Source organism: Marinobacter sp. MMG032, from assembly GCF_040112695.1.
Classification (GTDB): Bacteria; Pseudomonadota; Gammaproteobacteria; order Pseudomonadales; family Oleiphilaceae; genus Marinobacter; species Marinobacter salsuginis.
Map to the genome: position 1 here is coordinate 1,922,525 of NZ_CP157802.1, position 20,675 is coordinate 1,943,199.

The following is a 20,675-nucleotide window of genomic DNA, read 5'->3' on the forward strand; positions in this document are numbered from 1 at the left end:
CATGGCACTTGAAGGACAAGCAAGAGCAAAATTCCTTTGCGACGCCGAGCGCTGCATCGAATGCAATGCATGCGTAACGGCCTGTAAGAACGAGCACGAGGTTCCCTGGGGCATCAACCGTCGCCGGGTGGTAACCATCGAAGATGGCAAACCCGGAGAGCGTTCGATCTCGGTAGCATGCATGCACTGTTCAGACGCGCCTTGCATGGCTGTCTGTCCGGTGGACTGCTTCTACCAGACCGAGGACGGTGTCGTGCTCCACTCCAAGGACCTGTGTATCGGTTGTGGCTATTGCTTCTACGCATGCCCGTTCGGTGCGCCGCAGTTCCCGCAAGCGGGCAACTTTGGCAGCCGGGGCAAGATGGACAAGTGCACGTTCTGTGCAGGCGGTCCGGAAGAAGACAATTCCACTGTTGAGTTCCAGAAGTACGGTCGTAACCGTATTGCTGAGGGCAAATTGCCGATCTGTGCGGAAATGTGCTCAACCAAAGCCCTGTTGGCCGGTGACGGCGACGAGGTTGCGGATATCTATCGCCAGCGTATTGTGAACCGTGGTTTCGGTTCCGGTGCATGGGGATGGGGCACTGCCTACGAGAAGAAGGGTGCATAAACTGGCCTGACGGATTTGGGGCTCTTCGGAGCCCCGAATTCGGTTACGGCATAGATTTCTTCTTGCTGATTCCGCTGGAGTGCTCTAGATGAACAAAAAACTGATAGGCGTCGTCGCCCTGGTGCTAGCGACGCTGTTATTTAATCCTGCCTGGGCGCAGGACATTCCCGAACCGGAACGAAGCGCAACCGGTGGGGCTCAAACCCTCGAAGACATCCTGCGACGCCAAAAGCAGCTGGAAGTCGACGACAGTTTCCGCTCCCAGAACCTCGGTAACCCGGAGAACGCACCCTCTGTCTCGGCGCCTTTGGGAACCCGGGGCGGCGTCTCCGATTCGGAGAACTGGCGGGCTATCCGCTACAACGAAATTGAGCCAACCACTCAGGTACGCGGCCCAGCCGCCGATGTGCTGATTCAGGACGGCGGCATGCCCTGGTGGAAGCTTCGGGAAGGCCCGATGATCACCTATGGCGGCGGCGCACTGCTCGCGATCATCGGCCTGCTGGTGGTGTTCTATTTTGTTCGCGGCAAAATCATGATTGATGGCGGGCCTGCTGGTACCACCATTGAGCGGTTCAAGGCTGTCGAGCGCTTTGGTCACTGGTTACTGGCCGGTTCGTTCATCGCACTCGGCCTGACCGGGCTGATCACCCTGATGGGACGCAGCTTCCTGATTCCGGTTATGGGGCCGGACGCGTTTGCCACGTTGGCAGCCGGTTCCAAATGGCTGCATAACAATGTGGCCTGGGCATTCATGCTCGGCCTGGTGATGACCTTCGTGATGTGGGTTGCCCATAACATACCCAACAAACTCGATTGGCAGTGGATCAAGGCTGGCGGCGGTATCTTTACCAAAGGCCACCCTTCCGCCAAGAAGTTCAATGCCGGCCAGAAGATCATTTTCTGGACGGTGATGATTCTCGGCGTCTCGGTATCCCTGTCAGGTCTGTCACTGCTGTTTCCGTTCCAGATGCCGATGTTTGCCGACACATTCGCGGTGATCAACAGCGTTCTGGGAACCAGCTTCCCGACCGATCTCGCGCCCCATGAAGAGATGCAATACGCGAACATCTGGCACTCGATTGTGGCGTTTGTGATGATGCTGGCCATCATTGCCCATATCTACATCGGCTCCGTCGGTATGGAAGGCGCGTTCGACGCCATGGGCAACGGGCAGGTTGATCTCGAGTGGGCTCGCCAGCACCACGACCTGTGGGTAGCTGAGGTTGAGGCCAAACAAGGCAAAGGAGGATCATCGTGAAGGTCATGATTTCCGCGTTTGTCGCAGCTCTGCTGATTGCTACGGCGGCACCGCTGGTGCTTAACCAGTTTGGCTGGTCGTCGGCCGCACAAACCAGCGCCGAGAGCGTTCGCCTTGACTGATCAGTCTGAGGTATACCAGATCGACGCCGTCGGTCTGGTATGCCCCCTTCCCGTCCTGCGCTTCAAAAAACGGATCAAAGACCTGCCCAGCGGTACACAGGTAGATTTTCTGGCGGACGACCCCACCGGCCGCAAAGACCTGCAAGCCCTGTGTGAGATCACTGGCCACCGGATTGAGTGGACTCGGGAAGAAAGCCACGGCGTTACCCGCTATCGAATTCGCCTCGCCTGATGGCCGATTTCGGAAGACACCTCAAGCTCGTAGAAAGAACGCATCTTTAATGGCCCCCACCGGGATGTTTGCGGGCCTCCAGATTCCCCAGCGACATCTGCACATCACGCTCGGACAGTTCTGGCAACTTTTCAAAATCTGACACCTGGGGAAAATCCGCATCAATGATGGTCGCGAGGGTGGTGTCTATGCAGAGGGTATCCGCTATGGCCTGATGACAACCTGGCATCAGGATCGCCCTGATCTCGCCGATTTCCCTGGTCCCCGTTTCCACATCGCCAGAGCGACTGGCGCTGATCACGGTGAGTTGCTCCCCCCAATTTACGGTGCGGCCGTCAATAGCCCTCGCCTCGATTGCCTTGCAGGCTGTCAGCGTTGCTTCAAGGAGCGTCCGGAAATTCGCAGATTCGGCCAGCCGCTTAGCTTTCTCGCGAGCGCTCCGCTGGTTGTCAGATAGCAGTAGGATGTATGGCGTATTATCCACGAACACACCCCAGTATTCGGTCATCATGGCTTCGGGCGTGGGATGGTATAGCCCGGCCGTCAATGTGGAGTGCTTTTTCCTTCGAGCCAGGAATGCCCCCTTGTTTTCACGATCCACTTCTTTTGCCTCGGTCTTTTCCGGTTGTCACTGCTAAAACGCCTTTTCGAGGAACGGCGACCGGGTTACTGCCGCCAACCCCCTGTGGCTGTCTCTTTTAACGAGGCCAAAAGATGGTGTTTGAAGAAAGGTTTTACAAACCACAGGCCAATTGTTCTTTAATCTAGAACGCTTCGATCGGATATATATATTTTTGTTCACATAAAAACTTTCGGATACTACGCGTACACACACGTTTGATTCCGAGGCCCTCACATGTTCGACGTTCAGGCGATCGAATCCTTGTTCTACCTGCTGGTCCCGCTGCTTTACGGCGCCGGGGCCGTGGCGACGGGGTTTGCAACCAAACCGAACAACCTTCTCGTACGATCGCTGACCTTCAAACTCGCCTTCGTTTCCGCTGTGGCCGCCGCCATTACAAGTTGGTTGTGGCCCGTAGCTGGCGTCTGGTTCAGCCACGGGCCACTCGCCTCTATCATGTTGTTGCTGATCACTCTGCTGGGAATGGTGCTGGGGCGTTTCTCGGAACGGTATCTTGCGGGGGATCCGGGCCAGCGCAGCTTTATGGTCTGGCTGCAGGTGATCCTTGCCAGTGTTGCCTTTATCGCGATCACCAACCATTTGCTGGTGTTCCTCATCAGCTGGATCGCCATCAGCATCAGCCTGCATCAGTTGTTGATGTTTTTCCCCGATCGTCCGCGTGCCGCCCTCGCCGCCCACAAGAAGTTCATTTTTGCGCGCATTGCAGAGCTCTGCCTGGGCGCGGGGTTCCTGCTGCTTTATGTTCAATACGACACGCCGTTCATTGATCGAATCCTGGCACAGGTTTCAGCGTCACCAGAATTGCCCGCCGCAGCGCACGCTGCCGCGATTCTGATGGCGGCGGCGGCCCTCTTCAAATGCGCGCAAATGCCATTCCACGGTTGGTTGATCCAGGTGGTTGAATCGCCCACGCCTGTCTCCGCCCTGCTTCACGCTGGCGTTGTGAACCTGGGTGGCTTCCTGATGATTCTGATGGCGCCTCTGATTGTCCAGGCAAGCGCTGCCCAATGGCTTTTGCTGTTGGTAGCGGGCCCCACGGCGGTCTTTGCCAGCCTTGTCATGATGACGCGCATTTCCATCAAGGTGAAACTGGCCTGGTCGACTTGCGCCCAGATGGGCTGGATGCTGGTTGAATGCGCTCTGGGTCTATACGAGCTGGCACTCCTGCACCTGGTGGCCCATTCCGCCTACAAAGCCCACACCTTCCTCAATGCCGGCAACACGGTTGAGTTGTCGATGAAGAAACGACTCGTTGCGATCAACGAGCCCGGGCCGCGGCAGTGGCTAACAGCTGCTTCTTTTGCGGCCCTGTTCATGCTGCCGACGATTTTCCTGGCCAACGAGTCAGCGCCGGCGGATCTGTTTTCATGGGTCGTGCCGGGCATCGCGTTGACGATTCTGCTTTCAGAGTTCCTGTCTGCATCAGGCGGCGTTCTTACCCTTGGCAGGGGCTTACTCCTTGGAGCGGTTTTCTGGGCGTTGTACTGGCTGCAGAAAACCTTCTTTGGTCTGGTGCTGACACCACCCGATAGTCAGGCGGGCCTGGAAGCCGTGGGGTTTGTCGCTGTTCTTATCGCTCTGCTCGTGCGCGGCTATTACCAGATCCGCTATCACCGGTTCACCTCCGCAGGCGCCAGGCTCTACCGATTTCTGTTTGCCGCGGGCTACCTTGATGAGTGGTCCACACGCCTGACCCTGAAAATCTGGCCAGCAAAACTGCCTGATGTGGTGCGTCCCAGGGCCATGGTCAGCGTTTCTTCAACTTCCGGTTCCAGGGAGTCTGCATAATGCAAGCAAGGCAACTCGATCCATCGATTGAACAGAACAGACAGACACCGGATTGGCAGGCAGCTGTCTCGGATGCCTGCCGGCGAATCGCACCGTCCTGGCCCCTGGATCAGATGATCGCGGTCAACCCGTTCTGGGAAATGCGGGACTTGCCCTTTTCCAGAGTCGCCTCTCGTATGGCGGCACTCAATGGGACCTGCTGCCAGAATCAGGCAGCGCTTGATCATCAGGGTAATGGCGTAGTCGCCGCCGAGACCGCCAGCATGCCGGAGCACTGGCAGAACCTCAGCGCGCAACTGGATCGCAACCGCGATACCGCTCATCACGTGGGTTGGCAGGATGAGGTCGTACACCAGATCAGCCAGTTCTGCGGCGACTACTTCCAGCGCCTCGATGCGGGAGATTTCAAAGCGGATGCACAGGATCTGTATCACAGCTGGCTGGAGATGACCCGGGCAGACCGTGGCATTGCCATTGTTATGGAAGAGCCATCCCTGCCTTCCCAATTTCAGGTTCTACCCAATGATCATGAAAAACTGATCACCGACGCGTTCAACGCTCTCGCGGCGCAACCCTCCTACACTGCCGATTATGCCCACGCGCTACTGTTGGATATCAACGGGTGGTCATCCTGGGCCGCTTACCTGCGCTGGCAGGCACGGCTGCGTGGCAGCGAGGAGGACCTTCTCCCGGGCCTTCTGGCAATCCGGCTGGCCTGGGAGCTGGCCATCTGGCGGCATGTCCAGCACGTTGGCGGCGCCATCTTCGCTGAGCTGAAACGGGACTGGCTGAAACAGTGGGACGCCTGGCCGGAAATGCAGGAAATCCATGAGCAGTCTCAAACCACAGGTTGGCGCCAGCTGAGAGAAGCGGAGGCCGCCTATCAGTCACAGCTGGCTGACAAGCTTCTGTCAAAGCCGGAAAAACCGTTGCCGGGCGACGAGCCCCTCAAACTGCAGGCCGCATTCTGCATTGATGTTCGCTCGGAGGTCTTTCGCCGTGCACTGGAAGCCCAGGACCCTGCGATCCAGACACTCGGGTTCGCCGGTTTCTTCGGGCTGCCGATTTCGTATCGCCCCAAGGGCACTGAATTTTCCCGGCCCCAACTGCCGGGACTGCTGGCACCCGCGCTTGAAGTCACAGAGGCCGAATCCTCCGGCCGCTTCAGCCAGCAATCGTTGGCTAACCATACCCACTGGTCACAGTTTTCCAACGCGGGGCCGGCCAGTTTCAGCTTTATCGAGAGCATGGGGCTGGCCGGTTTGGGACGCATGGTGCGCAAGACCTTCTTTGGCAAATCATCAGCCAAGCCGGTGGACCAGCTCCATAAAGGACATACCAACTTCGAGATCCGCCAGAATGGCACCCTGTTGGGAGCGAAAGAGAAAGCGGAACTGGCTGGCGGTATCCTCAGGGCGATGACCCTGACCGACCGGTTTGCCCCCACGGTATTGCTGGTCGGGCACGGCAGCAGCACCCGCAACAACCCCCACGCCGCCGGCCTGGACTGCGGCGCCTGCGGCGGCCAGACCGGCTCGGTGAATGTTCGTGTGCTTGCCGACATGCTGAACGACAAGGACGTACGTGCGGCCCTGGCGGAACAGGGTCTCTCGATTCCTCCCGAAACCCGCTTCGTGGGAGCACTGCATAACACCACTACCGACGAGGTCGAGTGCGCCGGTGAGGTTCCCGACGACATCCGGAAATTCCTGGCCAAGGCCGGAGCCCAGGCCCGTCGCGAACGCGCCGTTCGTCTGGGTGTCGCAAGCGACAACGACGTGGACAGCGCCATCAGAAAACGCAGCCAGGACTGGTCCGAAGTACGCCCGGAATGGGGCCTGGCCGGCAACGCCAGCTTTATCGTGGCGCCTCGCTCGGCCACCCGGCACCTGGATCTGGGTGGACGCAGCTTCCTGCACGATTACCGCTGGCAGAACGATGAAGGGTTCAAGATTCTTGAGCTGATCATGACCGCGCCCATGGTGGTCACCCACTGGATCAACCTGCAGTACTTCATGTCGGTCACCGACAACCTGCATTACGGCAGCGGCAATAAAGTGCTGCACAACGTGGTTGGCGGTCACCTGGGTGTGTTTGAAGGCAACGGTGGTGATCTGCGCATCGGTTTGCCGCTGCAGTCCGTACACGATGGCGAACGCTGGATTCACGAACCCCTGCGCTTGAGCGTGTATCTGGCCGCACCGAAAGAAGCCATTGCCGAGATTGCCCAGAAGCACCAGGTCGTTCAGGACCTCATCGACAACGACTGGCTGTATCTGTTCCGGATTGACGATGAGCAAACCTCGATCGAGCGTTTTTACAAGAATCAATGGCAAGCCATTGCGGTCAGCCCGACCAGCAACCCGTGAGACCCTATGCCCGAAACCATCAAACTAGACGCAACACAAACGACTGACATCGAGAAAGCCGCCTCGCTGCTTCTCGCCGGCCACCTCGTGGCTATGCCAACCGAAACAGTATATGGACTGGCGGCCGATGCCAGCAACGAACAGGCGGTCAGAAAAGTGTTTGAGGCAAAGCAGCGCCCTGTCGGACATCCGCTGATCGTGCACGTAGCCTCGCCCGAACGCATCAGATACTGGGTCGATCGGGTGCCAGAGGCGGCCGAAAAGCTGATCAACACCTTCTGGCCAGGGCCGCTCACGTTGCTACTTCCAAAGAAAAGCGACGTCAGCGATTTCATCACCGGCGGCAATCCCGGCGTGGCGGTCAGGATGCCGGCGCACCCGGCCACGGTGGCAACCATGGAGAAGCTTGGTCGGGATCTGGTAGCCCCATCCGCCAATCCCTATGGCCGGATCAGTCCGACTACCGCAGAGCACGTGCTCGGGGGATTATCCGGGAAAATCGCGGCGGTTCTGGATGGTGGCGACTGTTCGGTGGGCATTGAATCCACCATTGTCGACCTGACCGGCGAAACCCCGGTCATCGCGCGACCGGGGCAGATCAGCCAGAGCGACATCGAAGCCTGCCTCGGAATCACACTGGCACCGGGCAAAGGCGCCAGCCAGGTGGTACCAGGAAGCGTAAAGCGCCACTACCAACCGGTCACGCCCACCGTTGGCGTAGCAACGGATCAATTCGCGCGGCTTCTACCAGAAATCACGCCGTCAGGCGAAAGGATTGGCGTGATCTGGTGGCAGTCAGCACCGGGCGAGTTGGCCTCCGAGTCCATCATGCTCAGCGCCGATCCGAACGAGTATGCCCGCATGCTCTACACCGCGATGCACTCAATGGACCAGGCGAATGTCGATCGAATCGTCATCGAGCTCCCGCCAAGGGAAAGCCGGTGGCTGGCCGTCCACGATCGGCTGGGACGGGCCTGTACCGAACAGTTCGGTTAAGCGGGCACACCCTGGCACCCGGGGCAATAGTACAGCCGCCGGCTGGCCATCATGGTTTTGACAAGCGGCGACGCGCAATCGTGGCAGCGTTGGCCATCGCGGTTAAACACCATGTGCCGGCGCTGACCGAACGTCCATCCGGCCTGCTTCAACTGCTCTGCCCTCTCGGGCGAATTGGTGATCCCCTTTAACTGATAGGTTCGCTGCACAAGAGTCAGGATCGCCCCGGCCAGTCTCGATTGCTGGTCTGCATCCAGGTCACGAGGTTTGGCCCAGGGTGAGAGACGCGCCTCAAAGAGGATTTCCGAGCGCAGATAATTACCGATTCCGGCCACAAACCCCTGATCCAGAAGCAAGCCACCGAGGTTTCGGCCCCGGAAACGCTTGTCATCAAACACCGCCAGCAGTTGATCGACGCTGACATCCTGATTGAGCGGGTCCGGCCCCAGCCGTGAAAGGTAGGGGACTGCGTTCAATTCGTCCGGCCGCACCAGCTGAATATCCGAAGCGCTGTACAAACGGGCGGCTTTCTTCGGAGCAACAATCGCAAACCGCAGTTGCCGGTTGGTCCTGGGTTCACGATCAGGCTTACCCATACGCCACTTCCCATAAAGCTGGTTGTGGCTGTAAACACACCAGGGGCCGTCTTCATCTGTCGCCTCGAAAAACACCAGGACGGCTTTGCTCCGGGCTTCCACCCGTTCCACTTTTCGGCCGCGAAGGGTGCTTTCAAAAGGTTTCAGGTGTTCAAATGCAAAGAAGACAGATTGCGCAGTCTTGCCGCCAACCGCCTTGTTGATGTCATCGACCATGCGGCGTATTTCGGGACCTTCGGGCATACCACCTCTCACCGTAAGATGTTGGAGCAACCCTTTCTGTTTCGAAAAAACCGAAACTTCGGACCATCAACCCTGGGCAGAATAACGCCGTACCGAATTCACAAAGTGCCTTACCGCTTCCGACTGGGGCCCGCCACGCACCCAGAGCAGGCCTGGTGTTCTCATGGGGGTTGGATCCTCAATCGGAATCACCCTCAGATCCTCACGGTTCGGTACCACCATTTCGCTGACGATGGTTGCGAGGTCGGTTTTTTTCACAAGCTCAACCATCGGCATCACCGAGTTAAGCTCTACCACAATCTGGGGCTCCACCCTGGCGGCGGCGAAACATTCATCAAGAATCTGGCGCGTGGAAAAATACTCGGGCAGAAGAGTCATTCGAACCATCTGCAATTCCACCATCCGTATCTTCTTGCGCTTGGCGAGCGGATGATTTTTGCCTACCACCAGCTTCATTTCCTCGTTATAGAGAGGTTCGAAATGCAGGTCGGTCTGATCCCTGGGACGGTAGCTGATCCCCAGGTCAATCTGCTCCTGCTTCAGACGCTCGGTAATTTCGTTGCCGGAAAGTTCTTCTACCACCACCTTGATTGAGGGATGCCGATTCAGAAAAGCAGCCACGCAATCCGGGACCAGACGTATATTGAAGCTGTGGGTCGCTCCCACACGTATTGTTCCCTTCACTACCTCGGAAGCATCTTTTATGTGCCAGGTTGCCTCATCAATCATTCGCATGGCCGGCGCAATCTGGTCCAGCAGGGTTTCTCCAGCCTCGGTCAGCAGGACCTTTTTACCCACCCGCTCGAACAGGGGCACACCAAGCTCTTCCTCCAGTTGCCTGATCTGGTGCGACAACGTGGACTGGGTAACGTGGGACTTCTCGGCCGCGCGGGTGAAGTTCAGCGTCGCCGCGAGCGCCTGGAAATAACGTAGATGCCTCAGCTCCATACCAGTGACCTCATCGATCGTTTCCATCGAAAAATATCACTTTTGTTCATACCTGACCATGGGTAATCTTTGATCAAAGTTAATCAATACTCAAAACAAGAAAGACCCGGCATGGTCCGGATCAACCGAGGAACACCGAACAATGCGCCAGCACCAGCACCAGGAAACCGTGATATTGCTGCCAGGCATGGTCTGTGACCGGGCAAGCTGGGCACCTGTAATTGCGCCTCTTGAGTCGTTTGCTGAGGTCCGGGTTGCAGACTATGGCAACGAGGACTCCCTCGCTGGTATGGCAGAGTCGGTGTTGGCTTCCGCCCCCGAACAATTCTCGCTGGCCGGCCACTCCATGGGCGGCCGCGTTGCCATGGAGATCTGTCGGCTGGCCCCCGAGCGCGTCAGGAGGCTCTGCCTGATCGCCACCGAGCACACGCCCAAGCCGGAAGGCGACGCAGGTATTCAGGAAACCAATGCCCGGCTGGGCATGCTTGAACTGGCGCGGTCCAGAGGCATGACCGCCATGGCAGAAGGATGGTCTCCCAATCTTCTGGCAGAGAACAACCGGGGCGATCAAGCACTCCTGGACGCGATGGTCCGGATGATCGGTCGCCAACCCGTTGCGCGCCTCGAATCGCACATCAAGGCTGGCGAGGCACGGCCGGATTCCACCGACGTTCTCCGCAGCCTGAGCTGTCCGGTCATGCTGATTGCCGGCGAAGAAGACACCTTGCGACCGGCCTCGGTGATGGCCCGGATGCAGTCTCTGATCAAGCACTGCCAGTTTGAAATCATTCCGAACTGCGGACACATGCCCATGATGGAGCAACCCGACACAGTCGGCTCCCTGCTTCAAACCTGGCTGACCGCAGCAATCAACCCAAGCAACCAACGCACGGATGAAACGGCCTGAGCCTGACAGGTGATGGTCGAGAAAAGGATCTGCTAACAACAAAAGAGGTAGACACATGACTGCTCAACAACAGAATCCGTATCTCGCTGATGCAAAGACCCGTCGTGCCAATAACCGGATCGGGTGCCTCCACCACCATGCCTTCATGGTGAAAGACATGGAGGAGACGCGGCATTTCTACGAGGACATTCTCGGGCTTCCGCTGATTGGTACCTGGGTGGAGCGTGTCAATCCCGTCACCGGTCAGCCGGACAATTACGTTCACACCTTCTTCGAAATGGCCGATGGCAGCTGCCTGGCGTTCTTCCAGTTCAAATCCGAAGCGTCCTCACGGGAGGCCTCGATCAACAAGTTCGAGAACAACAACCCGTTTGGCCATCACATCGCGCTGACCGTGGACGGCAAGGACGCGGTGCTGGAATTCAAGCGCAAGCTCAGTGAACACGGTATCGAAGCTGTGGAAACCGACCATGGCTATTGCTACTCCATCTACTTCCACGACCCGAGCGGCTTGCAGGTCGAGCTTACCTCCTCTGTTCCTGAAACCGACGAACTGATGAGTGAAGCCTACAAAACCGCTCACGAAACCCTGTCGCTGTGGATGCAGGAAGACGATGTACCCACAAACAACACCATGCGCGGTGCAGGCTGGCAGCAGTAATCCTGCTGCCTCCGCGACGCTCCTGCAAACCGGAAACTACGATCTACCTGTGAGGTAACCCAGTGAAAATCGGGAAAGAGACAGTCCCCAGAACGTCCATCTGCACCTCGAACGACGAGACCATCATCATTCGTGGCAAGGATCTGGCCCAGGATCTGATCGGGAAACTCAGCTTTACCGAGTATTTCCTGTTCCTGCTGACCGGCAAAGAACCCACGGACGGATTGAAAGCCATGACGGACGCGACTCTCGTCGCGATTACCGAGCACGGGCTGGTCCCCAGCGTTCAGGCCAGCCGGATGACCCTCGCGGCTTCCCCGGAAGCGCTTCAGGGTGCCGTGGCTGCGGGCCTGTTGGGATGCGGTTCGGTCATTCTCGGAGCGGCCGACAAGGCCGGCCTGCTGTTCGATGAAGTGGTCAACCGGGCCGATCAGGACCAGTGTTCGCTCGATCAGGCCGCCTATGCCGTGGTCTCCGAGTACCGCGCCGCGAAACGCCCCTTGCCGGGCTACGGCCACCCGCTGCACAAGGCGAGGGACCCCAGGGTCAATGCCCTGTTCGGAACGGCCGAGAAACTGGGCGTAGCGGGCCGGCACATGCAAGCCGCTGACCTGGTGGAGAAAGTCATCCCGGATATTTACGGGAAGGACCTGAAGCTGAATGTCTCGGCAGCAATCCCCGCCACCCTGCTGGACGCCGGCTTCCCGATCGAGTCCCTGAAAGGCATTCCGATTCTTGCCCGGACCGCCGGTCTGCTGGCCCATCTGCGTGAGGAACAGCAGCATTCCATCGGCTTCGCACTCTCGTACCAGGCTTCGAAAAGCTCGGTGTACGAAGGCGAAGTACCTGACGGCTTCACCAGCTCCATCTGATATTCGTATAGAGGGTATTCCCATGGCAAACGTTCTGGAAGGCATTCGTGTCATCGAACAGGGAACGTTCATAACCGGGCCGGCGGCATCCATGCTCCTGGCCGACCTCGGAGCCGAGGTTATCAAGGTCGAAAGGCCAGGAAGTGGTGACCCCTTCCGCGCCTTCAAAGGTGGCCTCTACAGCCCCCACTTTCAGACCTACAACCGCAACAAGAAAAGTATCACCCTGGACACCAAGTCCGAGGAAGATCTGGCCATTTTCGATGAGCTGATCCGTTCGGCGGACGTGTATATCCAGAACTTTCGGCCGGGCACGGCAGATCGTCTGGGCGCTGGCGAGGAACGCCTTCGCTCGATCAACGAAAAGCTCATCTATTGCGGCATCAGCGGCTTTGGCAATGACGGCCCAGCGGCCGCCCGCCCCGCCTATGACACCGTTGCGCAGGCTGCCAGCGGATTCCTGGGGCTGTTCATCAACCCGGAAAATCCGAGGGTGGTGGGACCGGCAGTTGCCGATTCCCTGACCGGCTTCTACGCCGCTTACGGAATTCTGGGCGCCCTGCACGAGCGTAACCGGACCGGAAAAGGCCGCCGGGTGGATGTCTCGATGCTGGAAGCCATGTGCCATTTCAACCTGGACGCCTTCACCCATTTCTATGCCGAAAACGAAGTGATGGGCCCCTACAGCCGTCCGCAGGTATCCCAGTCCTATGTGTTCGAGTGCGCCGATGGCAACTGGATCGCCCTGCACATGTCTTCGCCCGAAAAATTCTGGCAGGGCCTCGCCAATGCCATGGAAATACCGGATCTGTTTGAAGACGAGCGCTTTGCAACCCGCGAAGGCCGCATTGCTCACCAGGAAGATCTGATCGATTTGATGGGCCCGATCTTCAAATCGCTACCCAGGGCGACCTGGTGCGAACGACTGGAACAGGAGGACGTGCCCCACTCGCCGATGTACCGGCCGGACGAGGCGCTTGAAGACCCACAAGCCAAGCACCTCAATCTCCTGGTGTCGGCGCCGCATCCCTCCGGCGGGGAGTGGAAAACCGTGCGTTCACCCATTTCCTACGACGGTCAGCAAAACACCTCGGTGAACGCTCCGCCGCTGCTCGACCAGAATCGGGAAGAAATCCTCCGACACCTAACCAAGAAAAAGGTGGTCTCCTTCTGACCCCCTTCAATCACTGAACCATTACGACAAAAACAACAGGTGAAACGATGAAAAAATTAATGGGAAGTATTTGTCTTTCGGCCAGCGCTTTGATCCTTACCAGTACCAACGCCCAGGCCGAGGATTACATCCAGTTCCAGGTCAACGCGGTGGCCGCAGGCTACAGCTGGGACGCCGATGAGGACGTGCTGTACGGCAACGGTAATGAAAGCGGCGAGGTCTACCAGCTGCAGTATGAGCATTTTGACGTCAACAAGTTCGGCCGCAACTGGTTCGACCTGGAACATACGTTCGGAGATGATCTGGGTGGCATACCGGGCAACGACAACACCTATGTGATCTTTGCAAACCCGGCGTTCAGCCTCAGCAAGCTCACCGGTGCCAACGTCAGCCTTGGGCCCATCTCGGACGTAATGCTGTCCTATCGCTACGAGAAGTCGGACTACGGCAGCTTTGAGGCCAACAACTACGGGATCCTTCTCACCTGGAACATCCCGGGCTTCCAGTGGTTCGAAACTGACTTCTACTATCGGAAGACGGACTTCGACGGCAATGTCGTCCGGGACGCCAACCTGTTCTCGCGGATTTTCTATCAGTCCAACGACATCATGATCGGTGACATTGCCATCAAGCACATGGCCACCTTCATCGTGAACAACCGCAAAGACGATTTTGGCAACGAGATCGTGTTCCGTCCGGACTTCTTTGTTTTCCTGAACGAAGCCCGGACCCTGGATGCAGGCATGCGCTTTGACATCCACCACTTCGAGAACCCCGATTTCCTCGGCGGCGGTGACGAAACCGTGTTCACTCCCCGGGCAATGATCCGCTATTACTTTTAACCCATACAGAAGGGCTCATCCCCATGGCTAAGGTATTGGTACTCTACTATTCCAGCTACGGTCACATTGAACTGATGGCGTTCGCCATCGCCGAGGGCATTCGCAAATCAGGTGCCGAGGTCGACATCAAACGGGTACCGGAAACGGTCCCCCAATCGGTCGCCAGCGATGCCGGCTTCAAACTGCATCAAACCGCACCGGTGGCAACCGTCGATGAACTCGCAAACTACGATGGCATTGTGCTGGGCACGGGAACGCGTTTTGGCCGGATCAGCAGCCAGATGGCGGCGTTCCTCGACCAGGCCGGCGGTCTTTGGGCCAGCGGTGCCCTGAATGGCAAGGTTGGCGCAGCCTTTACCGCGTCCGCCAGCCAGCATGGCGGCCAGGAAACCACATTGTTTTCCCTGATCACCAACCTGTTGCACTTCGGCATGACCATCGTGGGCCTGCCCTACAGTTTCCAGGGGCAGCTTGGTGTCGATGAAGTGAAGGGTGGCTCACCCTACGGTGCCACAACCATTGCCGACGGCGACGGTTCTCGCCTTCCCAGCGAAGTGGAGCTTGAAGGGGCACGACATCAGGGCGAGTTGGTCGGTATGACGGCACAGAAACTGTTCGGCTAAACATCATCACATCCACCCCCTCGGGCCGGCGGAGTCTCTGCCCGCCCGGGGGCTGGGTGTACAGATATCGGCAATTGCCTGGCTGCCGTAACCTTACCGCTTTTCGTCCGGTCCGATCAGATCAGACAGCTGTTTGCGAAGCGAATCGAGATTGTCTTCACCGCTTTGCTTCAACTCATCCAGTTTCTTGCGGCCATCCGAGATTTTTTCTTCAACCGAACGCAGCGTATCCGACGCGCTCTGCTGGATCTCTGCGCTGGCCTTCTCGTTTTCCGCTTCGGCTTCTTTTGCTTTGGCCTTGGCTTTCAACGAATCGGCTTGCTTCTCCCATTCTTCCAGTTGCGCTTCAGCTTTTCTGATCAGTTCGTCTTTCAGCGACATATAAAATGCCTCCTTTGCTGGATTGGCAAGTGACGGCACCATCCTCAACAAAGATAGGGGGTAACGCAACCCGGAAGTGGGGTATATGACTGATACAGCGACAGTTATTTCGGAAAACCAGTAACAAATTTCAACGGAAACCGTTTACTGGGCCGAGTATTCTCCCGCCTCCATTTGATAAGTGACCCACCAGGCAAGGACATTTACTGCAAATGAATAAAACGGACCTCGTTTTTCAAAGCTACGGACGCTGCTGCAACCGCGACGCTTTCTTTGTCGACTTCTACGACTTCTTCATGGCCAGTTCGAACATTATCCGGGACCGGTTTTTAAAAACGGATATGGCCGCGCAACGCCACCTTCTGCGCAACGGCATCATGCAATTGATCCTGCACGCCCGGGGAATGTCAGACAGAAAGCTGAAAGCGCTTGGTGAGAGCCATAACCGCTCCCATTACGACATCAAGCCCGAGTGGTATTCCCTCTGGCTGGATTCACTCATGAAAACCGTCCGCCTTCACGATCCGGAATACACCCCCGAACTGGATACGGCTTGGCGTGAAGTTCTGACGCCGGGCATTGATCTTATTCGAGGGGCCTACTGAACAGGGCAGAGGGCCGCCACAGTCACAGACCAGGATTTCAACTCTCCTGTCCGGATTGGTCCGAGTCGTCAGACTCTGAGCTGCCCCGACGCACCGGCTGCAGTTCCTCTTCAACCCACCGACGCACCTGATGCCGGTCCTTTCGGCGCACCAGCTGTTCGCTGTGAATGTTCCTCGGAAAGATCTGGGGGCCGCCCTCGTGGCTGAGAGAAAAGCTCCGTCTCACACCCACCGGGTACTTTGTCGGCCCGTGAATCACCGCGGCCCGGATCTCAACACCGGTGATGTCCTCGAACAGGTAATCGCTGTCACTTTCTTCGCTGCGTCGCCCCAGGATGATGTTCCTGAACGAGCCCAGCACCAGATACCCACCGGGCTGCAACGGGCCCTGGCGCAACACCTGGTGCACGTTCGCATCGTCCGCTCCGACCCGGCGATACTCGGTGACCGTCATGACCTTCTCTTCACCCGCACGGGTGTGGAGGACCACCTGAACGCACTGCACGTGCACCGTTTCCTTACCCATGTTCACCAGCAGACACAGGGCATCCGGGTTTTCATTCTGGGCATGGTGAATCACAAGGTAGGGACGGTTGTTCCGTTTGTATTGCAGAAAAAACAGCTGGAAGTAAACAATCCAGACAATTGCCATGATGGCGCTGCTGACAGGAGCGATGTAGTCCATCTATCTGTTCTCCCTCGTCCATATCAATCACTACGCTAGCTCGCTTTACCTGATTTTTACACCCCGTTGACGGAGCCTCCACGAAAACCCTGCGATCATTCTGGACAACAGGATCGTTTCGGGAGTCTCTTATGACAACCAGTAAAGCCACGCTGGTACTCAGTGTTCTTGTGCTGACGTTGACCGGTTGCAAGGTCACTACCTCGGACAGTCTCCATTACCCGGATTCCGATGGCTTCGTATCCGGGCTCTTCTATGACGCACGGGATACCGGCCGGCACTACCCCACGAGCTCCTGGGCACTAGGCATAGACACTGAGGCCTGTCGGAACGAACCTCTGTATTTCGAGACTCACAGCGGTCGGGTGCGGGTCTATGGCTCACCGGCCTACAGCGAGACCTCGTTCCGGGCTGCCGCGTCGGAGCTTGAACGTCGGATCGACGGTGTGCTGAGTCGGTTCCAGTTACGTTGGTCCGATTTTGTCGAGGACCGCAGCGCGGCAGTACCCTATCCCGGACAGGTAATCGGCTGCCTCAGCCCAGAGGTACCACACACTGAGTTTGTGTCGGCCTCATCGGCCGCCGTGGCGTTCAACCCGTATTACGGTCAGTGGCCCTATGAGACCGGCCAGTTTGTTGCCCACGAGCTGGCCCATTTCGTCCAGGAAAACCTGTCCCGGTATGATGCGGGTTACAGCCTTTTGCCCTACTGGTTCTCGGAGGGACAGGCGGTCGTTGCAGCAGGGGAGCCCGTTGCTCCGGTTTATCAGCACTATGACTACGATCCCCTCTGGGATGTGACTCCGACTGACGCTGTCAACACGCCCTATCGTTTCGAGCACTACGGCCTGGCGTACCGCTATCTGGAAAAAGCCAACGGCGCGCTGGCAATAACAGTTCTACTGGAGATGGTTCAGGTGCTGGACTGGGACGGCGGTTTCTATGGCGAGGTCAGCACCGGAGAATCCCGGGCCTTTGTGGAAGCGTTCAATTCTGCAGGTTTGGTGGACCACCGAAATAACTATCTGAGTTTCCAACGATTTCGAAGCGACTATCACGACCTTCTGAACAGCAGTTATTAGCCAGCTGCGCCCTGAACTGGATTAAATTTGCCCAATCGGGGATAATTTTGCCCGTTTTTTAACCAGCTGAGTCGTTTGGTAGTCTCTGGTCATGACCATTTTAAGCGTTGTTCAGTTAGTCATCTTTTCTGTTCTGTTACTTAACACCGTGCACCTGATGCCGGCGTTCGGCCGTCTGCTCAAGGGGGCAGATTCGGCATTCCAGTCCGGGTATCTGTGCGCCATGCTCACGATGCGTCTGGCCCGCAATATCCTGGGCCTGATCCTGGTAACCGCCAGCACCGCGCCCAATCCGGAAATCCACGCCCTGGTGCCCAAGGGCATCCTGCTGTTCCTGGTTCTGGCGGTGCTCAATGCGGCACTGACCCAGTACATGGAACGCAGCCGGGTGGAAGAAGGCGCCGGTTTTTAGGCGCCTCGCAGTCAGGCGTAAAGCGACTCAATCACCTCCGTGTACTTCTCATAGATGTTGCTTCGGCGAACTTTCATGGTGGCCGTGACTTCATCGTCGTCGTGGTCCAGTTCCTTGGTCAGCAGGTGGAAGCGCTTGATCTGCGCCACCTGCGGTAGCTGCTCGTTGCCCTTGTTCACTTCGGCCTGTATAAGTTCATTCACCTGTGGCTGTTCGGTCAGGCTCCGGAAGGTGGTGTAGGCAATCCGCTCCTGCTCTGCCCACTTGGCCACCGTATCGAAATCAATCTGGATCAGCGCAGACACGTACTTTCTGGCCTCACCGATCACAATGCATTCCTTGATGTAGGGGCTGGCCTTGATCGTGTTCTCGATTTCCGTCGGTGACAGGTTCTTGCCGCCAGCCGTGATCATGATGTCTTTCAGACGGTCGACAATCTTGAGCTGGCCATCCCGCCATTCACCCACGTCGCCGGTGTGCAGCCAGCCGTCTTTCAGGGTTGAGGCGGTGGCCTCGTCGTTCTTGTAATAGCCTTTGAACATGCTGCCACCACGCATGATGATCTCGTTGTGTTCCCCGAGTTTTACCTCAACCCCGGACACAGCGACACCCACCGTTCCCAAGCGCACGTCATCAACGGGTTGCGCCGTGGCAACACCAGTGCTTTCCGTCTGGCCATAAACCTCTACCAGGGGAATGCCGATGGTCCGGAAGAACTCCAGTATGCCGGTTGATATAGGGGCCGCCCCGGTGAGGGCAATGCTGCATCGGCGCAGGCCGATAAAATTCTGCAAGGCACGCAACACCAGCCAGTAGCTGATGCCGTAAAGGCATTTCTCCTTCAGGCTCCACGCTGAACGAGGCTTGGTGGCCATGGGTGAACACACCCGAATCGCCCAGTTGAACAATGCCTGCCGCAATCGTCCTGTCTCCTGAATCTTGATGTAGATGGACGAGTGCAGTTTTTCCCAGATCCTCGGCACGCCCAGGAAAAAGGTCGGGGCTATCTCGCGCAGATCTTCCTGAATAGTTCGCAGGCTCTCGCCAAAGCTGACCGTACTGCCCACATAAACCGGTGCGATGTTGGTAAAGGCCTGTTCGGCCACATGGCAGAGGGGCAGGTAAGAAAGGGTGGACCCGTGTTCATCAGCCTGTAAAAGTTTGATGAGTCCCGGCGCCGCGGCGTGAAGGTTGTACCAACTGATCATTGCCCCCTTGGGTCGGCCTGTGGACCCGGAGGTATAGATCATCAGGGCGGTGTCATCCATTTTCTGGCTGTCCAGCAATTCATCCACCAGGCCGGGATGTTGCGTTTCGAATTCCCGGCCCCTGGCCTCGATATCCTCGAACGCTGCCGGCGGTTCCGGATAGTAGCGCAGGCCTTTCATATCGATGGCAATGCAGTGCTTCAGTTTGGGCAGCTCTGGCCAGGCTTCCAGCACCTTGTCAGTCTGTTCCTGGTCTTCGCAGATCACGAATTCCGCGTCGCTGTGCTCAAGAACATAGGCCACCTCGTTCCAGGGACTGGTGGGATAGACCCCGACGCAGATGCCCTGCACCAGACCGATACCCATCTGGCCGATGACCCACTCCACCCGGTTTTCCGAGATAATGGCTACATGGCCACCTGGTTCGAGCCCCATGGCACGAAGCCCCAGCCCGAAGTGCCGGGCCCGCCGGTAATAATCCTGCCAGGAATAGGCCTGCCAGATACCGAAATCTTTCTGACGCAGTGCCAGGGCGTCCGGGCGCTCCCGGGCATGGGCTCGAAGCATCTGGGTCAGCGTCAGGTCAGGGATGGAAGGCATTGTCATGACAGCCACCGTTTACGGCGTTTGTAGTGCTTGATGTCTCGATAACTGCGGGCCTCACCTTCCTTGCCACCCACACCCAAATAGAATTCCTGAACATCTTCATTGGCCGTGAGTTTGTCCGCCGGGCCGTCGATCACGATCTTGCCGTTTTCCATGATGTAACCGTAAGACGCAATCGCCAGTGACACCGCGGCGTTCTGTTCCACCAGAAGGATGGCAGTGCCCTGCTCCCGGTTGATTCTGGCCACGATGGTAAAAATCTCTTCCACCAGCAGCGGCGCCAGACCAAGCGAGGGCTCATCCAGCATGATCAGGTCTGGCTGCGCAATCAGCGCCCGACCCAGGGCCAGCATCTGCTGCTCGCCGCCTGAGAGATAACCGGCCAGCTGCTTACGGCGCTCCTTCAGTCTTGGGAAATAGTTATAAACCAACTCGTAGCTGTCACTCAGGGAAGGCTTACTGCCACTGAGCGCGTAGGTGGCGGCGATCAGATTCTCTTCAACCGTGAGATCCTCGAACACTCGCCGGCCTTCCATGACATGGAAGAGTCCGTCGCGCACAAGCCGCTCCGGCGGAACGCCTTTTACATCCTTACCCCTGAAGCGTACTTCGCCGGCAGTGACCTCCCCGTCTTCCAGGGTCAGCAGCCCCGAGACGCTTTTGAGGGTGGTGGATTTACCAGCACCATTGGAGCCGAGGAGCGCCACAATGGCCCCCTCCGGCACCCGCAGTGACAGGCCCCGGAGGACCTGCACTGACTTGTTGTAGACCACCTCGATATTATCGATTTCCAGTAAGGCTTCCATACA

At 57.7% G+C, this 20,675-nt stretch carries 23 protein-coding genes; 16 read left to right on the forward strand and 7 right to left on the reverse strand.

Annotated features, from left to right (window positions below):
• Nucleotide 1: 1 nt before the first annotated feature.
• The 4 genes from fdh3B (at nucleotide 2) to ABNF92_RS08920 (ending at nucleotide 2,225) form a co-directional block, all read left to right on the forward strand.
• On the forward strand, nucleotides 2-610 hold the full coding sequence (fdh3B, locus tag ABNF92_RS08905) for a formate dehydrogenase FDH3 subunit beta (RefSeq protein WP_069182749.1): 609 nt from the start codon (nucleotides 2-4) through the stop codon (nucleotides 608-610).
• A gap of 88 nt (nucleotides 611-698) precedes the next feature.
• The gene (locus tag ABNF92_RS08910) at nucleotides 699-1,871 is read left to right on the forward strand and encodes a formate dehydrogenase subunit gamma (RefSeq protein ID WP_349343936.1); all 1,173 of its coding nucleotides are present in this window, start codon (nucleotides 699-701) and stop codon (nucleotides 1,869-1,871) included.
• Nucleotides 1,868-1,993, forward strand: a complete 126-nt coding sequence (locus ABNF92_RS08915) for a hypothetical protein (protein ID WP_264754179.1) — start codon at nucleotides 1,868-1,870, stop codon at nucleotides 1,991-1,993. Before ABNF92_RS08910 ends, ABNF92_RS08915 begins: the two co-directional genes overlap by 4 nt.
• Nucleotides 1,986-2,225, forward strand: a complete 240-nt coding sequence (locus ABNF92_RS08920) for a sulfurtransferase TusA family protein (RefSeq protein WP_136629275.1) — start codon at nucleotides 1,986-1,988, stop codon at nucleotides 2,223-2,225. Before ABNF92_RS08915 ends, ABNF92_RS08920 begins: the two co-directional genes overlap by 8 nt.
• 46 nt (nucleotides 2,226-2,271) lie before the next feature.
• On the opposite strand, the gene ABNF92_RS08925 is transcribed toward ABNF92_RS08920, so the two are convergent.
• A complete protein-coding gene (locus tag ABNF92_RS08925; protein WP_349343937.1) occupies nucleotides 2,272-2,826 on the reverse strand; it encodes a hypothetical protein in 555 nt (184 codons plus the stop codon).
• A gap of 255 nt (nucleotides 2,827-3,081) precedes the next feature.
• On the opposite strand from ABNF92_RS08925, the gene ABNF92_RS08930 reads away from it, so the two are divergent.
• The 3 genes from ABNF92_RS08930 to ABNF92_RS08940 are packed head-to-tail and all read left to right on the forward strand — an operon-like array spanning nucleotide 3,082 to nucleotide 8,021.
• A complete protein-coding gene (locus ABNF92_RS08930; protein ID WP_349343938.1) occupies nucleotides 3,082-4,656 on the forward strand; it encodes an NADH-quinone oxidoreductase subunit L in 1,575 nt (524 codons plus the stop codon).
• Nucleotides 4,656-7,025, forward strand: a complete 2,370-nt coding sequence (locus ABNF92_RS08935; protein WP_349343939.1) for a DUF2309 domain-containing protein — start codon at nucleotides 4,656-4,658, stop codon at nucleotides 7,023-7,025. The genes ABNF92_RS08930 and ABNF92_RS08935 overlap by 1 nt, the downstream gene beginning before the upstream one ends.
• Before the next feature lie 6 nt (nucleotides 7,026-7,031).
• Entirely contained in the window at nucleotides 7,032-8,021 is a 990-nt protein-coding gene (locus ABNF92_RS08940; RefSeq protein WP_349343940.1) for an L-threonylcarbamoyladenylate synthase, read from the forward strand.
• On the opposite strand, the gene nei is transcribed toward ABNF92_RS08940, so the two are convergent.
• Nucleotides 8,018-8,860: an endonuclease VIII gene (gene nei / locus ABNF92_RS08945; RefSeq protein WP_349343941.1), complete on the reverse strand. Its 843-nt coding sequence runs from the start codon at nucleotides 8,858-8,860 to the stop codon at nucleotides 8,018-8,020. The genes ABNF92_RS08940 and nei overlap by 4 nt on opposite strands.
• A gap of 66 nt (nucleotides 8,861-8,926) precedes the next feature.
• Nucleotides 8,927-9,835, reverse strand: coding sequence for a LysR substrate-binding domain-containing protein (locus tag ABNF92_RS08950; protein WP_349343942.1), 909 nt, complete (start codon nucleotides 9,833-9,835; stop codon nucleotides 8,927-8,929).
• Nucleotides 9,836-9,950: 115 nt separating this feature from the next.
• Here ABNF92_RS08950 and ABNF92_RS08955 point away from each other — a divergent pair, with 115 nt between their 5' ends.
• From ABNF92_RS08955 to wrbA, 6 genes are all read left to right on the forward strand, one after another.
• Entirely contained in the window at nucleotides 9,951-10,715 is a 765-nt protein-coding gene (locus ABNF92_RS08955) for an alpha/beta hydrolase (RefSeq protein WP_349343943.1), read from the forward strand.
• 55 nt (nucleotides 10,716-10,770) lie between these two features.
• A complete protein-coding gene (locus ABNF92_RS08960) occupies nucleotides 10,771-11,376 on the forward strand; it encodes a VOC family protein (RefSeq protein WP_349343944.1) in 606 nt (201 codons plus the stop codon).
• 62 nt (nucleotides 11,377-11,438) lie between these two features.
• Nucleotides 11,439-12,248: a citryl-CoA lyase gene (locus tag ABNF92_RS08965; RefSeq protein WP_349343945.1), complete on the forward strand. Its 810-nt coding sequence runs from the start codon at nucleotides 11,439-11,441 to the stop codon at nucleotides 12,246-12,248.
• A 22-nt stretch (nucleotides 12,249-12,270) separates the two neighbouring features.
• Complete coding sequence (locus tag ABNF92_RS08970) at nucleotides 12,271-13,422, forward strand: CaiB/BaiF CoA-transferase family protein (protein WP_349343946.1); 1,152 nt, start codon at nucleotides 12,271-12,273, stop codon at nucleotides 13,420-13,422.
• Between the two features lie 47 nt (nucleotides 13,423-13,469).
• On the forward strand, nucleotides 13,470-14,264 hold the full coding sequence (locus tag ABNF92_RS08975; protein ID WP_349343947.1) for a hypothetical protein: 795 nt from the start codon (nucleotides 13,470-13,472) through the stop codon (nucleotides 14,262-14,264).
• Nucleotides 14,265-14,287: 23 nt separating this feature from the next.
• Complete coding sequence (gene wrbA, locus ABNF92_RS08980; protein WP_349343948.1) at nucleotides 14,288-14,887, forward strand: NAD(P)H:quinone oxidoreductase; 600 nt, start codon at nucleotides 14,288-14,290, stop codon at nucleotides 14,885-14,887.
• A gap of 93 nt (nucleotides 14,888-14,980) precedes the next feature.
• Here the strand turns inward: wrbA and ABNF92_RS08985 are convergent, their stop codons facing one another.
• Nucleotides 14,981-15,268 (reverse strand): hypothetical protein, encoded by a 288-nt coding sequence (locus tag ABNF92_RS08985; protein ID WP_349343949.1) that lies wholly within the window; start codon nucleotides 15,266-15,268, stop codon nucleotides 14,981-14,983.
• A gap of 212 nt (nucleotides 15,269-15,480) precedes the next feature.
• Between ABNF92_RS08985 and ABNF92_RS08990 the strand changes: the two genes are divergently transcribed.
• A complete protein-coding gene (locus tag ABNF92_RS08990) occupies nucleotides 15,481-15,873 on the forward strand; it encodes a globin (RefSeq protein ID WP_349343950.1) in 393 nt (130 codons plus the stop codon).
• Between the two features lie 37 nt (nucleotides 15,874-15,910).
• Here the strand turns inward: ABNF92_RS08990 and ABNF92_RS08995 are convergent, their stop codons facing one another.
• Nucleotides 15,911-16,558 (reverse strand): hypothetical protein, encoded by a 648-nt coding sequence (locus ABNF92_RS08995; protein WP_349343951.1) that lies wholly within the window; start codon nucleotides 16,556-16,558, stop codon nucleotides 15,911-15,913.
• Nucleotides 16,559-16,689: 131 nt separating this feature from the next.
• Between ABNF92_RS08995 and ABNF92_RS09000 the strand changes: the two genes are divergently transcribed.
• Nucleotides 16,690-17,640, forward strand: a complete 951-nt coding sequence (locus tag ABNF92_RS09000) for a hypothetical protein (protein ID WP_349343952.1) — start codon at nucleotides 16,690-16,692, stop codon at nucleotides 17,638-17,640.
• A 91-nt stretch (nucleotides 17,641-17,731) separates the two neighbouring features.
• Nucleotides 17,732-18,052, forward strand: a complete 321-nt coding sequence (locus ABNF92_RS09005) for a hypothetical protein (protein ID WP_349343953.1) — start codon at nucleotides 17,732-17,734, stop codon at nucleotides 18,050-18,052.
• Between the two features lie 11 nt (nucleotides 18,053-18,063).
• On the opposite strand, the gene ABNF92_RS09010 is transcribed toward ABNF92_RS09005, so the two are convergent.
• Nucleotides 18,064-19,866, reverse strand: coding sequence for an AMP-binding protein (locus ABNF92_RS09010; protein ID WP_349343954.1), 1,803 nt, complete (start codon nucleotides 19,864-19,866; stop codon nucleotides 18,064-18,066).
• Nucleotides 19,863-20,672 (reverse strand): ABC transporter ATP-binding protein, encoded by an 810-nt coding sequence (locus ABNF92_RS09015; RefSeq protein ID WP_069182732.1) that lies wholly within the window; start codon nucleotides 20,670-20,672, stop codon nucleotides 19,863-19,865. The genes ABNF92_RS09010 and ABNF92_RS09015 overlap by 4 nt, the downstream gene beginning before the upstream one ends.
• Between the last annotated feature and the right edge of the window lie 3 nt (nucleotides 20,673-20,675).

What these genes read in the sequence shown, in the direction of transcription:
- wrbA (WP_349343948.1), top strand. Translation starts at nt 14,288, where the DNA reads ATGGCTAAGGTATTGGTACTCTACTATTCCAGCTACGGTCACATTGAA.
- fdh3B (WP_069182749.1), top strand. Translation starts at nt 2, where the DNA reads ATGGCACTTGAAGGACAAGCAAGAGCAAAATTCCTTTGCGACGCCGAG.
- ABNF92_RS08995 (WP_349343951.1), bottom strand. Translation starts at nt 16,558, where the DNA reads ATGGACTACATCGCTCCTGTCAGCAGCGCCATCATGGCAATTGTCTGG.
- ABNF92_RS08960 (WP_349343944.1), top strand. Translation starts at nt 10,771, where the DNA reads ATGACTGCTCAACAACAGAATCCGTATCTCGCTGATGCAAAGACCCGT.
- ABNF92_RS08910 (WP_349343936.1), top strand. Translation starts at nt 699, where the DNA reads ATGAACAAAAAACTGATAGGCGTCGTCGCCCTGGTGCTAGCGACGCTG.
- ABNF92_RS09000 (WP_349343952.1), top strand. Translation starts at nt 16,690, where the DNA reads ATGACAACCAGTAAAGCCACGCTGGTACTCAGTGTTCTTGTGCTGACG.
- ABNF92_RS09010 (WP_349343954.1), bottom strand. Translation starts at nt 19,866, where the DNA reads ATGACAATGCCTTCCATCCCTGACCTGACGCTGACCCAGATGCTTCGA.
- ABNF92_RS08950 (WP_349343942.1), bottom strand. Translation starts at nt 9,835, where the DNA reads ATGGAAACGATCGATGAGGTCACTGGTATGGAGCTGAGGCATCTACGT.
- ABNF92_RS08970 (WP_349343946.1), top strand. Translation starts at nt 12,271, where the DNA reads ATGGCAAACGTTCTGGAAGGCATTCGTGTCATCGAACAGGGAACGTTC.
- ABNF92_RS09005 (WP_349343953.1), top strand. Translation starts at nt 17,732, where the DNA reads ATGACCATTTTAAGCGTTGTTCAGTTAGTCATCTTTTCTGTTCTGTTA.
- nei (WP_349343941.1), bottom strand. Translation starts at nt 8,860, where the DNA reads ATGCCCGAAGGTCCCGAAATACGCCGCATGGTCGATGACATCAACAAG.
- ABNF92_RS08930 (WP_349343938.1), top strand. Translation starts at nt 3,082, where the DNA reads ATGTTCGACGTTCAGGCGATCGAATCCTTGTTCTACCTGCTGGTCCCG.
- ABNF92_RS09015 (WP_069182732.1), bottom strand. Translation starts at nt 20,672, where the DNA reads ATGGAAGCCTTACTGGAAATCGATAATATCGAGGTGGTCTACAACAAG.
- ABNF92_RS08935 (WP_349343939.1), top strand. Translation starts at nt 4,656, where the DNA reads ATGCAAGCAAGGCAACTCGATCCATCGATTGAACAGAACAGACAGACA.
- ABNF92_RS08955 (WP_349343943.1), top strand. Translation starts at nt 9,951, where the DNA reads ATGCGCCAGCACCAGCACCAGGAAACCGTGATATTGCTGCCAGGCATG.
- ABNF92_RS08975 (WP_349343947.1), top strand. Translation starts at nt 13,470, where the DNA reads ATGAAAAAATTAATGGGAAGTATTTGTCTTTCGGCCAGCGCTTTGATC.
- ABNF92_RS08990 (WP_349343950.1), top strand. Translation starts at nt 15,481, where the DNA reads ATGAATAAAACGGACCTCGTTTTTCAAAGCTACGGACGCTGCTGCAAC.
- ABNF92_RS08985 (WP_349343949.1), bottom strand. Translation starts at nt 15,268, where the DNA reads ATGTCGCTGAAAGACGAACTGATCAGAAAAGCTGAAGCGCAACTGGAA.
- ABNF92_RS08940 (WP_349343940.1), top strand. Translation starts at nt 7,032, where the DNA reads ATGCCCGAAACCATCAAACTAGACGCAACACAAACGACTGACATCGAG.